This is a genomic window from Paenibacillus sp. A3 (assembly GCF_001399685.1).
In the GTDB taxonomy this organism is placed as follows: domain Bacteria; phylum Bacillota; class Bacilli; order Paenibacillales; family NBRC-103111; genus Paenibacillus_G.
In genome coordinates, this window is the sequence record NZ_JTHN01000027.1 from 18,703 (window position 1) to 34,596 (window position 15,894).

Genomic DNA, 15,894 nt, shown 5'->3' on the forward strand with positions numbered 1-15,894 from the left:
TGTTGAGAAAGAGATTTTTGACTGGAATAGAGAAACATACGCAGGTGGGGTATCTACTGGAGGAGCGATAGCGTTCGCCTTTGTCTGCGGGAAATACCCGCTGCTAAGCGGCTTCCAATAAGAATTTCCTGCAGACAAGAGCGACCGGAAGTAGATACCCCACCCCCTCGTACACCTCTATTACCTCAACTAACCACTTTCTCAACACTCACTTCAGCTGGATTACAGCCGGTATTGATCGCCCGTGCGGGCGAGATCAATCGGTCCTTGATACGTCTCCTGCGCCTCCCGGACAAGCTGGGCGAGATCGCCGTACTGGGGAAGGTGCGTCAGCACGAGCCGCTTCGCTCCGCACTGCGAGGCGAGCCTTCCCGCTTCGCCGGCGGTCAGATGGCCGCCGATTTTGCCGAAGTACTCATTGTACAGATTGCTTTCGCAGAGCAGCAGATCCGCGTTCCGGCCGATTCGCACCAAATCGTCGTTCCAAGCGGTATCCGCCGTAAATACAAGCGCCTGCTCCCCGTGCTCAATGCGCATGGACAGGCACGGGACGGGATGGGTCGTATGCCCGAAGGTCCACGTCAGATCGTCCAGCGCAAGCGTATCTCCTACCGCAATGACATGCGAATGCATGTACTCCCCGTAAGCGAGCGTCGCGAAGGCCGCCGGGTCCGCGTCGTGAGCGTAAATCTCGATCGGCTTCATTCTGTGGCCGAGCTGCATCAGGATCATCGCCGCATGCTGAAGGCAATACACGTCGGCGATATGGTCGGTATGGTAGTGCGTGAGCACGACCGCATCCAGCTCTTCGAGCGGCAGATGCCGCTGAAGCTGGGCGAGCGCGCCGGAGCCGCAGTCCAGCAGCACGTTGACCGACTCCGTCTGAATTAAGTACGACGCCGACGCGGAATCCGCAGCCGGATAAGCGCCCCACGGGCCCAAAATCGTCAATTTCATTTCGTTGTCCCCTTTCCGTGCGGTCCGGTCCACCCGGACGATTCCGTCTCGAACATCCGGAACTTCCGTTCCATCTCCACCATATTGCGCTTAACCCGCTCCAAATCGAGCTGGGCCATTTTCTTGATCAAAGCGTTCGCCAACGCAAGCGGTGCCACGTACGAATCGAGGAAGCCCCGCGAACGGGTCGCGGCAAGCAAATACACGTCGGCCAGCTTGGCAAAAGGCGATACCGGCGAGTCCGTCATGGCGACGATGCGCGCGCCCTTCTCTTTTGCCGCTTCCGTCAAGTGCCTCGTCGTCTGGCAGTAGCGGGGAAACCCGGAGACGAGCAGCACGTCGCCCGGCCGGAAATGCGCCGCGTATTCCGCCGCCTCGCCTTGCGGCACCAGCCGGGCTTGGCCGAGCATGTAATGCATGATGTAGGCGAGCGGCGCCGTCACCGCGAGGCCTGCGCGCCAGCCTGCCGTAAACGTACGCTCCGCGCCCAGCAGCAGCCGGACCGCCTCCTCCACCTTCGCCTCCTGCTTGAGCGCGACGGTCTCGCGGAGGTTGTCGATGTCCTGCGCGAACAGCTCGTCGAGCCACGTCGCCTGCTCTTCCTGCGCCGTCTCCAGCAGCCGCTGCACGGGACGCGCCTGCAGAAACTGCGATTGCAGCTCGCTCTGCAGCGCGGCATAGCCTTCGAAGCCGAGCGTCTGCGCGAGCCGGTGCACCGTAGCCTCGCTGACCCCGGCGAGCTCGCCCATCTTTTTGGCCGGCAGCACGGCCGCCTGGCGGATGTCTTTGGTCAGAAAGTAAGCGGCTTTCTTTTGACTCGGGCTTAGCGAATCGAATAGCTGCTCGATCTTGCGTTCCACGCTCATACGCTGCGCTTCCATTCCTTTCTTTGCAAATAAACGGGCAGCTCCTGCACCGATGCGAGGACGGGCTCATGCTGCACCTCTTCGATGCCGATCCGATCGAACCGGTTGATCAGCCAGCAGTCCATCCCCACCTCGCGGCAGCCGACGACATCGTCATAATAATTGTCTCCGACGTAGCAGCACTCCTCCGCCCGTACGCCCGCCTGCCGCAGCGCAAGCTCGAAGATGGCCCGGTCCGGCTTCTCCATGCCGACTTCAGAAGAAACGATCACGTGATCGAAATACGGCATCAGCCCGGTATCCGCCAGCACCTGCCTGGCGCTGGCATCCCAGTTGGAGATCAGACCGATGCCGTAGGACGCCTGTTTCAGCTCCTCCAACACCTGGGCCGCAAAAGGATAAGCCACCCAAGGCGAACGGCGCTCCGTCCGCAGCTCGTTCAGCCGCCGCCACTGCTCCTGCAGATCAAGGCACAGTCCCAGCCGGTAATTCAGCACGCCGAGGTACCACGGGAAGAATGTCACTGCTTCCCCGCCGAGAACGCCGGGGTATTCGCGCATGAACAGCTTGTCCGCAAAATGGTAGGCCAGCTCGATCTCCCGCAGCTTCCTGGCGATTCCCTGCTCGGCCAAATAGGCCGCAAACCATTTTTCCCTTTCCAAATAAACTAACGTATACCCCAAGTCGAACCATACAAATTTCGTTTCCATGCCTTGCCTCCGCTCCGTCAACCCGTCAAGAAGGAAATCCTTCATCTTCCTTCACTTTGTTGTATTCTCTACACCTTCACTTTATCCTCCGATTGTTTGCGCAATGTTAAATGAATCCAAAGATGATGTGAAGAAGGCGCCCCGCCAAATCCTGCTCTTGACGTTCGCCGCATGCGAAGGTACTTTAAATCTAGGAGAATCTCCCTGAACTTGGAAAAGAAATCTAGGCACAAAGTACGATCCTTTAGAGAGAGGTTGTGAAACGATCGACGTGAGGTATCGGGACAAACTCCGCTGGGCGGCGCGGTTTCATCCGTATTTGCGCCGCTCCAAAATCAAGAACCGGCTTATTCTGTCATTTCTTTTTCTCTCCATCCTCCCCCTATGCATCGCCACGCTGCTGACGTATCACAAGTCGGGCGAAGCGATCCGCTCGAAGATCAGCGCCTACTCGCTGCAAATTTTGGACCAGCTGCGCAACGAAATCAAGCGGGAAAACGAGCTGCTGCTGTATTTAACGGACCAGATCATGATGCATAACCTCGTGCAAACCAGCCTGCTGCAGGCGAACGCCGCCCTGGACACGCAGTCCGTCATGGACAGCTACTACGACCTGAACAGCGCCTTCAGCGGACGCAAGCTGTTTAGCCAGATCAAATCCCTCCAAATCACCAACTCTTCCGGCAAATTGATGTACGATCTGGGCTACGACAAGCTGCGGGACGAGGACATCGCCATGTTGACCGAAATGATCGAGGACGGCGACGGCAAAGACGTCTGGACCCATATCGTGACGAAGAATGGCGTCGACTGCATCGTGCTCGCGAGGCCGATTCATTCGCAGTTCAACTGGATGAACACCATCGGCTATGTATTCATCGCCGTCAAGGAAAGCTATTACTCCCGCATCATCCATGAGGATGCCGATGTCGGCGAAGGCTCGGACCTGTTCATTGCCGATGCGCGCGGCGTCGTTTTGTCGGCGGGAAACCGCAGCCTTCAAGTGGGCGCCAACTACCCGAACGGCGAGCTGCTGAAGGAGATTTCGGAGCATGAACTGCTGGGGACGCGGGCGTTCTCCGCCGTATTCAACAAGCAGAAATACCTTTTGGTCTATTCCTACGACGCCGTCTCGCGCTGGTATTTGGTCGGAACGATTCCTTACGAGCTGCTGAATAAAGAAACGAAGCAAATTTTGCCTTATATCGTGCTGGTCGTCGGGCTGTGCCTCCTGTGCTCCCTCCTGCTCGCGTTTCTGATCTCCACCAGCATTTCCACCCCCTTGCAGCGGCTGACCGAATCGATGAAGCAGGTCTCCACCGGCAATTTCCAGGTCAGAATCCAAGACCCGGGCAACGACGAGATCGGCTTCCTGACGGGCAAGTTCAACCTCATGATCGAACAGCTTCGCGATCTGATCGACCATACGAAGCAGGAGCAGATCAAGAAGCGCGAAATCGAGCTCCAGATGCTGCAGGCGCAGATTAATCCGCATTTTTTATTCAATACGTTAAACTGCCTGAAATGGACCGCCGTGATCAATCACGTGCCGGTCGTCAGCGACGGGCTGACCGCCCTTGCTGAGCTGCTTCGCCATACGATGGTCGACAAGAAGGAGTTCATCCCCCTCCGCGCGGAGCTCGCCAATGTGGACAATTACCTGATCATTCAACGCCTCCGCTTCGGAAGCTCGTTTACCGTCGAGTACGACATTGACGATGGCCTGTCTGAGACTGCCATCATGAAGTTCATTCTCCAGCCGATCGTGGAAAACTCTTTGATCCACGGACTCGACGGCGCAGAGCGCGAGGATAAGAAGCTGGTTATTTCCGCCACATGCACAGACGGACAATTGCAGATCGCCGTCCAAGACAACGGCAAAGGGATGCATCAAGAGCAGCTTCGCCGCCTGCTCGATTCGAATACCAGCGGGAAGCACCGCTTGTCCAATATCGGAATACGCAACGTCCAGGAACGAATCCAGCTTAATTTCGGGACGAACTACGGACTGTCGGTGGAAAGCCGGGAGGGCGAAGGCACCCGGGTCCTGCTGACGATGCCGATGATCGGGGGGAATCAGGGATGAAGGTCATGATCGTAGACGACGAAAAGATGCTCCGCATCGGGCTCAACATGATGATTCCGTGGGAGGAGCACGGCTACGAGCTGTGCGGCGGGGCGGAGGACGGGCTGGCGGCGCTCGGCATGATCGACTGGCTGGAGCCGGACATCGTCATCACCGATCTGCGAATGCCGCGGATGGACGGGCTCGAGTTGATCCAGGAGCTGCGAAGCCGCCCCGGGTTTCGCGGCAAAATCATCGCTCTGAGCAACTACGACGAGTACGCGCTGGTGCGCGAGGCGCTGAAGCTCGGCGCGCTCGATTACTTGCTGAAAGTGACCCTGAAAGCGGAGGAGCTGCTGGCCGTGCTCGGCAAAACCCGCGAGCTTATCCTTGCCGAGCGCCAGGAACAAGAAGCGGACCGCATCCGGACGGAAGCGGTGTTGGAAGGCTACCGGCTGTCCAAAAACCACTTTTTCCAAGATCTAGTAAATGGCGAACCGCTATCCGATAGCGAGCTGGCACGGCAGGCGAGCCGTCTCAAGATCGAGCCCGGCGAGCGGCCGCTGTTCCTGCTGTACCTGCACGTCGACCGGTATGACCGGAACAAATGGAGCCAAAAGCAGTTGATGTCGTTCTCCATCCGCAATATCGTATCCGAGCTGATGACCGGCTTGCCCGTGGGCGAGTTCGCGGAAATCGCCGGCTGCGAGTATATGGTACTGCTCTCCGGACAAGGCCGGTATGCCTCCGACAGCGGCAAAATGCAGCTCGCCAAGCAGATCGCGGACATGCTGCGGATGTACTTGAATTTGGAGGTCAACGTCGTCGTCAGCGAGCCGTTCGCCGGGCTGCGTCACGCAAGCAGGGCTTACCGCGCCTGCAATCGGGCGGCAGGCATCCGTTTCTACCTTCCGGCCCCGGTCGTCATGCACGCCGGGGAGAGCGGCTGCCACGACGGTTCTCTGCCTCCGCCTATCGTACGGCTGCAGGACGACATGATCGCGCGGATTCGTTCCGGCGAAACCTGCGACCTAGCCGACGCCATGGAAGCCTTGCTGGAAGCGGCGGGAGCGGCGCGGCTTCACCCTTCCCTGCTGGCGCGGAGCGCCTTGACGGTGATCGACTGCTGGGAGGCGGCCGGCGCGGGGACCGGCGGAAGCGGCGCTCGGCCGGGGACGTACCGCGATTCGCTCGCGCAAGCGGGAACCGCCGGCGAGTTCCGGGCCGCGTTCGCAGAGGCGCTGCGCTACCTTGAACGCCATGCCCCTCTCCCCGCCGCACGGAAATACCGCAAGGAAGTGCGCGGGATCATCGAATATTTGCTTGAGCATATCGACCGGAAAATTACGCTGGAGGCCATTGCCCGGCACGTCAACTTGAACGAAAACCACATGTCGCGCCTGTTCAAAAACGAGACCGGCCAAACGATCGTCGGCTACTTGAACGGGCTGCGCATGGAGCGGGCCAGGGAGCTGCTGAAAAATCCCGACCTGAGCGTCAAAGCGGTCGCCGAAGACGTCGGCATTCCGGACCCGTTTTATTTCAACCGCCTGTTCCGCAAGCTGTACGGCCTAAGCCCGACCGATTACAAGAAACAGGCGCTAAAAAATCAGAATCGTCCATAATTGCGCAAGGATCGTTCATTTCCATCCGCCCTCGCTTGCTTTACCATAAAGTCATTATCCTTCAAGGGGGAAACCGTCTATGACCAAGAAGCTTGCGGCCGTTCTGAGCGTCTGCGCGGCGGCCGGTCTGCTCGCCGGATGCGCCGCATCGACGACGCCCGCCGCAACTGCGCCGGAGAAGAAAGAAGAAAGCCAGAAAAAAGAAAGCGTTTCCCTGAATGTCATCTTCATGAAGCAGGCGGGCTACAGCGAGGAAGCGATCAAGGAAGCGGTCGACGCGTTCATCAAAGCCAATCCCAACATTAAGGTCGAAGCCGCCTTCGTGCCGTACGAGGCGCTAGAGCAAAAAATTCTCGTCGGCGGAGGCAGCTACGACGTCATGCTGATCGACGCGCCGTGGACCGCCAAATTCGTCAAAGCGAATCTGCTGCTCGATGTGACGGGCAAAGTATCGGACGCCGAGCGCGGCGACATCTTCGAAGGCGCGCTGAGCGCGATGCGCGCCGACGGCAAGCTGTACGGCATGCCATGGCTCAACGACGTCAAGTATTTGTTCTACAACAAAGAAATGCTGGAGAAAGCGGGCATTGCTGCAGTGCCCAAGACGTGGGACGAACTGATCGCCGCATCCAAAACGCTGAAAGAGAAAAAAATCGTCGAGCATCCGATCGTCTGGTCGTGGAAGCAGGCGGAAGCCTTGTCGGTAGACTTCACAATGATCGCCGGCTCCTTCGGCGGCGAGTTTGTGAAGGACGGCAAGCCGACGATCCAGACGCCCGAAAACGTCGAAGCGCTCGCGTTTATGCAAAAGTCGATCAAGGACGGGCTGACGAATCCGAGCTCCGTGGAATATTTGGAGGAGGATGTGCGGGGCGTATTTTCCAGCGGAAAAGCCGCCTTCGCCTTGAACTGGACTTACATGTACGACATGGCGAACGACCCGAAGGAGTCGAAGGTCGTCGGCAAGGTCGGCATCGCCGCCGTGCCCGGAACGGCCAAAAAGCCGAGCGCCACGACCAACGGAGGCATGGGGCTGGCGATCTCCAAGAAAAGCAAGCATCCCGATGAGGCCTGGAAATTCATCCAGTTCCTGTCTTCAAAGGAGTTCCAGAAAAAGCATGCCCAAAGCGCGCTGCCGATCTGGAAATCGCTGTTAAACGACAGCGCCGTCACCGGTACGAACCCGCAGCTGATCGAAGTGTCCAAGAAGCAGTACGAGCATATCGTCAATCGCGCTCAAGTGCCTTGGTACGGCCAATTTTCCACCGAGCTGCAGGTTTCCGTCCACCAGGCGCTGCTCGATAAAGCGACGCCGCAGAAGGCGCTCGACGACCTGCAGGCCAAAGTAGTCAAGGATATCGCGAAATAATGAACAATGGGGCGCTTCGCCGCCCCCTGACTAGCCAAGGAGAGATGCTATTTATGAAAAAAAGAACGGGCGAGCAAGCCTTCGGCCTATTCAGCGTCGCTCCTGCCTTCGTGCTCGTGTTCGGCATTGTCCTGCTTCCGCTGATCCAAACGCTGCTGTACAGCGTACAGGACCGGAACCTGACCTCGTCCGGGTCGGGCGAGTTCGTCGGGCTGAGCAATTATGCCTCCGTCCTCGGCAATCCCGACGTCTGGTCGGCCTTCGGACGAACCGCTTATTTCGCGGCCGTCTCCATCGCGGCGGAGCTGCTGCTCGGCACGATGATCGCGTTGCTGCTCAACGAGAAATTCGCCGGCGTCCGCTTTTTGCGCTCTATCATCATCCTGCCTTGGGCCGTGCCGACCATCGTCAACGGAGCGATGTGGAAATGGATCTACCACCCGGAGTACGGGGCGCTGAACGCTCTGCTGACCCAGCTTCACCTCATTGATGCGTATCGGCCGTGGCTCAGCAGCCCTTGGACGGCCATGAACATGGTGATCCTCGCCGACGTGTGGAAAATGACGCCGTTCGTCGCCATCTTCATCCTCGCCTCCCTGCAGCTTACGAACAAAAGCGTCTACGAAGCGGCGAATATCGACGGCGCCGGCCTGCTGCGCAGATTCGCCGTCCTTACCCTGCCGTATCTGAAATCAACATTCCTGTTCCTGATCGTCATGCGGACGATGGAAACGTTCAAGGTGTTCGACCTGATCTTCGTTCTGACCCAAGGCGGACCCGCCAACGGAACGATGGTCGTGAACTATATGACCTACGTCAAAGCGTTCACCAGCCTCCAGTTTTCCGAAGGGGCGACGCTGTCCTACCTGATCGCCGCTTTCATCGCTCTGCTGACGTTCGCTTACGTGAAAGGGTTCGGTACCGGGGAGGCGAAGACATGAAATCGCGCACGCTGACTTTCGTCCAATATGCGTTCGGACTGGCCGTCGCCTTCTGCACGCTGGCTCCCTTCGCATGGCTGCTGCTGTCCAGCATCTCGTATCAGGTCGATCTGCAGAGCGTCCCGCTGCGCTGGCTTCCGGAACGGGTGACGCTTGCGCGGTATAGCGATATTTTCACCAATCCGGACAACGATATGGCTTATGCCTTCCGCATTTCGATGAAGAACAGCTTGATCGTCGCCGCTTTTGTTACCTTGATCGCTCTCATCGTGGGGGGCTTGGCCGCTCATGCTTTCGCGAAGTACCGCTTTACCTTCCGACAGCCGCTCATTTACTTGTTTTTGTTCACGTACATGATTCCGTCCATCGTGATCGTCATCCCCTTGTATATGACGGTGGACCAACTGGGCCTGCTCGACTCCAAAGCGACGCTCGTGCTCTTGAATTTGTCGTTTGCGATCCCGTTCGTCATCTGGATTATGCAGAGCTACTTCAAGCAATTGTCCCACGAGTTCTACGAAGCGGCCGCGCTGGACGGCTGTACCCGGCTGCAAACGCTCCGGCTGGTCGTCGTTCCGATGGTCAGACCCGGCATCGTCGCCACCCTGATCTTCGTGTTCCTGCTGTCCTGGGACGATTTCTTCTTCGGCCTGCTGTTCACCTCCACGCTCGACTCCAAGACGATCTCCGTCGCCATCTCGGAGTTCAGCGGCAAGCATGCGGTCGATTTCGGCATGGTGGCCACCGGCGGCGTCGTCGCTTCCGTCCCTCCGCTGCTCGTTGCTATCTTCCTGCAGCGTTTTCTCGTTCACGGCATGACGGCCGGAGGGGTCAAGGAGTAACGGCCCGCCGTTGTTTACACAACAACAATCAAAGGAGGCTGTTTCATGAGAAAGCGAATCATGATGCTGGTCCTGAGCTGTCTGATGGTGCTGTCGGCGTTCGCTGCATCCCCCGGCTCGTCCTACGCCGCGGCCAATGCGATCCGCGTCAATCAGGTCGGTTACGAGAAAACGTATCCGAAAACCGCCGTTGTCGATTGGTCGTCTTCAGGAGCCAGACCGACATCGTTTGAGATCATCGACGCATCGACTTCGCAGTCCGTCTTTCAAGGCGCCATCGCCGCCGCGGATTGGAAAAGCATGACTTCGTGGTACAGCGACCGGGTATTTGCCAAACTCGATTTCACCGCGTTCCGGACGCCCGGCAAGTACAAAATCAGGATCGCTCAGGGCGGCACGGTTACGTCTCCGGCCTTCGACATCGACGATGCCCTTCTGTTCAAAAAGACGTTCGGCCCGGCGCTCGATTATTTCTTCAAAAGCCGCAACGCCGGCGCCGTATGGAACGCCGACGCCAAAGCGAAGCTGTTCGGCAGCAATCCCGCTCAGACCCGCGACGTGCGCGGCGGCTGGTACGACGCTTCGGGCGACATCTCCAAATATTTGAGCCATCTCCAGTACACCAACTTTATGACGCCACAGCAGACGCCGCTGGTCGTCTGGGCGATGACCTACATTCGCGACCGCTACCCGGCGCAGCTCGATGCGATCGGCAAGAAATCCGCTTTGGAGCAGGAAGCTGCCTTCGGCGCCGATTTCCTCGTACGCATGAAAGCGAACAATCCGTACTTCTACGTGACCGTGTTCGACAACTGGACGGGCGATTTGTCCAAGCGGTATGTGGCCGCCTACTCCAACAGCACGGGCGACAAGTCGGCCAATTACCAGGCCGCTTTCCGCGAAGGCGGCGGCATGGCGATCGCAGCGCTGGCGGCCAGCGCCAGACTCGGCTTGTCCGGGGAGTTCACCAGCGCCGACTATTTGAACGCGGCCGTCAGCGCCTACGCGCATCTGAAGACGAACAACACCAGCTATACCGACAACGGGGTCGAAAATATTATCGACGATTACTGCGCTCTGATCGCGGCCACCGAATTGTACAAAGCGACGAACAACCAGACTTACCTGACCGACGCCCGCTCCCGGGCCGCAAGCATCGTAAACAGGCAGCACGCGGAAGGCTGGTATTACGCAGACGGCGGCTCGCGCCCGTATTACCATGCGGCGGAGGCGGGAATGCCCGCGCTGGCGCTGGCTCTCTACGCACAGACGGATACGGCGTCTTCGCAGACGGCCAATATCGACTCGATCAAAAATTACATCAACCATCTGCTCGCCATTACCGGCGAAGTTCCGAACGGCTTCGGCCTGTCCAGACAAGTAACCAAGCACAACGGCAAAATCCGCAAAGATTTCTTCATCCCGCGGCAAAACGAATCGAATTATTGGTGGCAGGGGGAAAATGCGCGGCTGTCGTCCTTGTCGGCCATGTCGCTGATCGGCGGGAAATACGCCTTCGCAGGCAGCGCGAATTTGCCGGACACGTACCGCACTTATTACGCCGATCAATTGGACTGGATTCTCGGGAAAAACCCGTACGGCATCTCGATGCTGAGAGGCTTCGGGACGAATCACCCGGATTATGGCAGCACGAAATACGGCCATACGGACCTCGACGGCGGGATCAGCAACGGCGTTCATTCCAAAAACAACGACGGCTCCGGCATCGACTTCATCCAGTCCGGCGGCGAGAGATGGCGCAGCCTGGAGCAGTGGATTCCCCACGCCGCCTGGTATATGCTGGCCATTACGTCCATTCTCGACGAGGTGCCTGTCACACCTCCGCCGACAGGCGGCAATCTTGCGCTCGGCAAGCAGGCTGTCGCCAGCTCCATCGAAAGCGCAGGCTTCGAAGCGTCCAAAGCGGTGGACGGCAACGGGAGCACAAGATGGGCCAGCGCGGAAGGGCAAGATCCGCAATGGATCTACGTCGATCTCGGCTCGTCCAAAGCGGTCAGCAAAGTCAAGCTGAAATGGGAAGCCGCCTACGCGTCGGCCTACAAAATTCAAGTGTCGGATAACGCAGCCGGTTGGACGGACGTATATACGACGACCAGCGGCAACGGCGGAACGGACGAAGTCACGTTCGCCTCGCAGAACGCAAGGTATGTCCGGGTACTCGGCACCGCACGCGGCACAGCCTACGGGTATTCGCTGTTCGAATTCGAAGTGTATTCATGAAATAGCGCACAAAACTTTCCTCCCTCGGGTCTGCCAGTCCGGTAGCCCGAGGGCGCCTCTCTTCCTCGCAGAGAACCGCATTAATCATTTGGTGGCTCCGCTGCTCTTGAGTGTCAGCTTGACCTTGACGTTCACGTCCGATTTTGCGAATACGTCTGCCCATTGCTGCTGCACTTGTTTATATGCCTTGTATTGATGCGCCCGCGCATAGATGCCGAAGCCGACCGGATCAACCTTCTGGCTCTGGAATTTTTTCACCAGCTCCGAGAATTGCTTCTCCAGCTGCTTTTCAATCATAGCTTCCAGTTCCCCTCCTTTTTGGGCAAAATCAAAAGGAAACAATCTCTGCGTCAAAGCTCCCGACAAATGGATGGCGACATCAAAACGAAACTTCCCTTCATTGTATGCCGTTTTGATTTTGACCTTCTCGGTACCTGCGTTGAAGCTGACAATATCCGATGCGAAGATACCGCTCTTTCGCTCGTGCGGGAGATGGATATTGAAAGGAACTTCGTCTACGGTACGCCGCTGCAGAATGAGCAGCAAGGAGCTTTCCTGCTGATTCAGCGAGCCTTTGTATTTACCTTTGTTATCCAGCAGCGCCGTGCCCATAACTTCGAGTTCCTTGTTGAATTTAAGCTCGGAAATGGAGATGGTCATGCCTTTCTCATACTTCTGATCAATCAGCTTCTGAATCGTCGTCCGGACGGTGAAATTTCGCCGGTTGTTTTTATCGAGCAGTCTAGTCAGATGAAGTGAAAGCCGCGGCTTGTCCTTGGGATAATGGTGGATGACATCGGATACCCGGCCGTTCACGAGCACGACCTTCGCATTGACGGTCTGCTTCCCGTCCCGGAAAAAGACATCCGTCAAAGGAAGCCAATCTGCCCGCTCCGTCAAACGCTTGCCGAGAAACAAGATTTGCGATTTCCCTCCGACGGTAAGGGCGGAGACGACGGCATCGAATTTGTTTCTTGACGTTCGGATCGTCCTGGTCCGGAATCCGTAGGCTTCATTGTCTCTCTTCGCTTCTTTACTGAACACGGGAGCAGCCATATAAACCACCAAATGATCTTTCTCATCCAAGTCGAGGCCTACCGATAATCCGAGCGTCAAATTCTCGATATTCGCCTGATCCCAACATCCGGGCAACACCGCCACGCAGACGGCCAATGCCGCCGCCCGTACCCATCGCTTCATGTTCCCCTTCGCCTCCACTGCAGACGATCGTGAAGCCATACGTACATCCATAAAACATAAGGAAACAAATAGCCGAAGAGGATCCCGGTCAAGTTGACGGTTTCAATCCATTTATCCGTCTTGTTGAACGTCGGCTTAACAAAGAACACGGCGACGACAAAAAGCAGCATAAGCCATTGAAGCAGTTTGCGGTGATCTTCTCTGCCGAACATCCAATTGATTGAGAAAACGGAAAAGTACATCCCCGGCAGCCATGTCGTTGAAATGATCATAATAAAGAAAGCGAGAAACACGATTTCCAGCCGTTCGATAAACCGGAATTCCATCGTTTTAAGCACATTGACCGACGGTTCGTTAAAATGGGTAATCGCATCCGGGCTGAAAAAGACGGTGCAGGTCACGGTAACATGCAGGTAAACGAGTAGCGTCAGCGTATTGGCGACAATAATCCCCGTGGAGGCGTATTGTTTGGATTTGAGAAACGGATACAAGAGAAACGCCACTTCAAACCCTAAAAAGGCGAACAGCGTCGGCTGAACCGCCTGCAGGATCGGCTGAAGCCCCTCTTTAAATAAAGGAAGCATATACAGCCAATTGCTCTCTCTCAAGGAGAGGAGGTAGAAAAAGGGCATCCACAAGGTGACATAAAAAACAAGCTCCGCATAGCGGCCTAACACGCGAACGCCTCCCCGGGCAACCAAATACGACGGGACGGCAAGCAGAATCAGCATGACGAAATCGGGAGTTTTCGGTAAAATCCACGACTTGAGGAACAACACCGCCCTCACCATGATGGTATAGGAAAAGAAAGCGAAATACAGCGCGGTAAAAACCGCTGCGGCATGTCCCGCCCACTTCCCCACGTAGCGCTTCAGCAGATCAAAAAGCGTTCCGTCGGGGTGCCGCTTCATCACTTGGACAATCATTAGACTGGAACATGTGGCGATGACAAAACCGATAACGATGGCGATCCACCCGTCGGTTCCCGCGCGATCGGCCAATTCACGGGGGAGCTGAAGCAGACCGATACCCAACTGAATACCGGCGATCAGAAAAATATATTGCATCAATGTGATATCATTAAACGCATACTTTTTCATTCTTCATCACCCGCTTTACGGATTGAACATGCTTCGGACATCGTTTATTTGACCGGCCCCATATCGGTAATTTCCGTTTTCACGGAAAGCTTCACGTCGGCCTTGGCGAACGCTTCGCCCCAATGATCCTGCACCTTCTTGTACGCTTGATACTCATAAGCACGGGCGTTAAGCCCGAGACCGATCGGATCGATCTGATGCTTTTGAAAACTGCGGATTAGTTGTTCGAATTGCCGCTTCAACTGCTCTTCAATCGCCTTCTGCAGCTTATCTCCCTTTTTTCTAACGTCAAACGGGAATAACCGCTCCGACAAAGCAATAGGCAGTTGGATGTTGATATCGAATTGAAACTTGTCTTGAACGTGTTTGGTTTTAATTTTCACCTTGGCGCTTTTGACCCGAAAGGTGATCGCACTTCGACGGATCGGTCCCCGTTCGTCCTCTCCCGGAATTTGAACGGAAAGGTTCATTTCCTTCGCGCGCTCCTGCAAAATAAGCAGCAACGTGCTTTCCTGCAAACCGAGCAGTTCCGCATATTTCCCCCGCTCGTTCAGCACCGCCGTTCCTTTCACCTCAATGGCTTTGCCCATCTTAACTTCACTGATCGAAGGCGTCGTCCCTTTCTCATACATTTGCCGGTGCAGCTCCTGCAGCGTCGTTTTCACGGTGATGCCCCTCCGGTTCGCCGTATCGATCAATCTGGTCATATGCAAAGGCAATCGCGGCTTATCGAGGGGATAGAAGTTAATGACTTCCGAAACCGGACCGTCCACGGCGACAACTCTGGCGTTGACGGAATACTTGGCATCCCGGTACACGACATCGAACAGCCGGAACCAATCCGGGTGCTGCAGTACGCGTTTGCCTATCAGCATCACCTGTACCTTTCCCCGAATGGTCAGCCCGGTCGTCATCGCATCGAACCCCGTCATCGATTGGCGAAGCGTTTCCGTCTTGCGGCCGAACTCTTCGTTTTTCTTCTTCGCTTCCTTGTTAAATACGGGGCTGGATAAGTAATACACCATATGGTTGTCTTGGTCCAAATCCATGCCGAGCATTAAGCCAAGCGTCAATTCTTCGACATTAATCTTATCGTTGCTGCAGCCGGGCACGCACAGAAGAACCAACAATCCGAGCGTAAGCCATCGTTTCATGCGAGCTTCCTCCGGGCTGAACGAGTTTTCATCCACAGCAGAAACCATAGGACGACAGGAAATCCAAAGGAAAGATATAGCGCGATGTTGCCGAAAATCTTCTGAGACTTGTCGCTCTGGGGAAATGTCGGAACAAAGAAAACGACATAAGCGAGAACAACCGCCGCCACAACCAGAAAGTGTCCGCGGAAAGCCTTCGTGCCGAACAGCCAGTTCGAGCAAAAAATGGTAAAATGCATCATCGGCATCGCTGTGGTCGACAGAATAAACAGGTAAAAAGCCAGAAAGACAATTTCCATCCGCTCGACAAACCGGAACTCCGTCACCTTCAGCACGCTGAGCGTCGGTTCGTTGTACCGCGTAATTTCGTCCGGACTGAAAAAAACGAAGCAGATGAGCGTAACCCCCAGGTAAACGGTCATGGTGAGGATATTAGCGACGATCATTCCTTTGGAAGCAGACTTTTTGTTTTGCAAGAAGGGATAGAGGAAAAAAGCCGTTTCAAACCCAAGAAAAGACAAAACGGTCGTCAGAGATGTCTCCAGGATCGTTTTCCAGCCTTCCTTCAGCACGGGAAGGAGGTGAAGCCAATGGTGGCTGACCGACAAAGGAAGCAAGTAGAAGATCGGAAGCCATAAAGCCATATAAAAAACCAGTTCCGCATATCTCCCCATAATACGTACGCCTGCCGTAACAATGAGGTAGCTCGGGATCAGAAACAAAATCATGATCATCGCATCCGGAGTTTGCGGCAAAATCCACAGCTTCAAAAAAAGCACGGCCCGGACAACGACAATAAAGAAAAAGTAAAAGAAGTATGCGCA

The 15,894-nt window shown here is 56.1% G+C and carries 13 protein-coding genes; 6 read left to right on the forward strand and 7 right to left on the reverse strand.

All coding sequences use genetic code 11. From position 1 onward, the window contains the following. Window positions 1-222: 222 nt before the first annotated feature. The 3 genes from QJ48_RS03380 to QJ48_RS03390 are packed head-to-tail and all read right to left on the reverse strand — an operon-like array spanning window position 223 to window position 2,533. On the reverse strand, window positions 223-957 hold the full coding sequence (locus QJ48_RS03380; protein WP_054972246.1) for an MBL fold metallo-hydrolase: 735 nt from the start codon (window positions 955-957) through the stop codon (window positions 223-225). Continuing rightward, the gene (locus QJ48_RS03385; protein WP_054972247.1) at window positions 954-1,823 is read right to left on the reverse strand and encodes a MurR/RpiR family transcriptional regulator; all 870 of its coding nucleotides are present in this window, start codon (window positions 1,821-1,823) and stop codon (window positions 954-956) included. Before QJ48_RS03385 ends, QJ48_RS03380 begins: the two co-directional genes overlap by 4 nt. Next, the gene (locus tag QJ48_RS03390; protein WP_054972259.1) at window positions 1,820-2,533 is read right to left on the reverse strand and encodes an HAD family hydrolase; all 714 of its coding nucleotides are present in this window, start codon (window positions 2,531-2,533) and stop codon (window positions 1,820-1,822) included. The genes QJ48_RS03385 and QJ48_RS03390 overlap by 4 nt, the downstream gene beginning before the upstream one ends. Window positions 2,534-2,804: 271 nt before the next feature. Here QJ48_RS03390 and QJ48_RS03395 point away from each other — a divergent pair, with 271 nt between their 5' ends. From QJ48_RS03395 to QJ48_RS03420, 6 genes are all read left to right on the forward strand, one after another. Beyond that, a complete protein-coding gene (locus QJ48_RS03395) occupies window positions 2,805-4,619 on the forward strand; it encodes a sensor histidine kinase (RefSeq protein WP_054972248.1) in 1,815 nt (604 codons plus the stop codon). Next, entirely contained in the window at window positions 4,616-6,223 is a 1,608-nt protein-coding gene (locus QJ48_RS03400) for a helix-turn-helix domain-containing protein (protein WP_054972249.1), read from the forward strand. The genes QJ48_RS03395 and QJ48_RS03400 overlap by 4 nt, the downstream gene beginning before the upstream one ends. A 79-nt stretch (window positions 6,224-6,302) precedes the next feature. After that, window positions 6,303-7,592 (forward strand): ABC transporter substrate-binding protein, encoded by a 1,290-nt coding sequence (locus QJ48_RS03405; RefSeq protein ID WP_054972250.1) that lies wholly within the window; start codon window positions 6,303-6,305, stop codon window positions 7,590-7,592. A gap of 53 nt (window positions 7,593-7,645) precedes the next feature. After that, window positions 7,646-8,533 (forward strand): carbohydrate ABC transporter permease, encoded by an 888-nt coding sequence (locus QJ48_RS03410; protein WP_054972251.1) that lies wholly within the window; start codon window positions 7,646-7,648, stop codon window positions 8,531-8,533. Continuing rightward, entirely contained in the window at window positions 8,530-9,375 is an 846-nt protein-coding gene (locus tag QJ48_RS03415) for a carbohydrate ABC transporter permease (RefSeq protein WP_054972252.1), read from the forward strand. The genes QJ48_RS03410 and QJ48_RS03415 overlap by 4 nt, the downstream gene beginning before the upstream one ends. Window positions 9,376-9,420: 45 nt before the next feature. Next, window positions 9,421-11,616: a discoidin domain-containing protein gene (locus tag QJ48_RS03420; RefSeq protein WP_054972253.1), complete on the forward strand. Its 2,196-nt coding sequence runs from the start codon at window positions 9,421-9,423 to the stop codon at window positions 11,614-11,616. An 84-nt stretch (window positions 11,617-11,700) separates the two neighbouring features. Here the strand turns inward: QJ48_RS03420 and QJ48_RS03425 are convergent, their stop codons facing one another. The 4 genes from QJ48_RS03425 to QJ48_RS03440 form a co-directional block, all read right to left on the reverse strand. Further along, a complete protein-coding gene (locus QJ48_RS03425; protein ID WP_054972254.1) occupies window positions 11,701-12,816 on the reverse strand; it encodes a Ger(x)C family spore germination protein in 1,116 nt (371 codons plus the stop codon). After that, on the reverse strand, window positions 12,813-13,916 hold the full coding sequence (locus QJ48_RS03430; RefSeq protein ID WP_054972255.1) for an endospore germination permease: 1,104 nt from the start codon (window positions 13,914-13,916) through the stop codon (window positions 12,813-12,815). The genes QJ48_RS03425 and QJ48_RS03430 overlap by 4 nt, the downstream gene beginning before the upstream one ends. Before the next feature lie 44 nt (window positions 13,917-13,960). After that, entirely contained in the window at window positions 13,961-15,070 is a 1,110-nt protein-coding gene (locus tag QJ48_RS03435; RefSeq protein WP_054972256.1) for a Ger(x)C family spore germination protein, read from the reverse strand. Continuing rightward, window positions 15,067-15,894: GerAB/ArcD/ProY family transporter (locus QJ48_RS03440; protein ID WP_054972257.1), on the reverse strand; the 828-nt coding region annotated here is incomplete at its 5' end. The genes QJ48_RS03435 and QJ48_RS03440, both read right to left, overlap by 4 nt.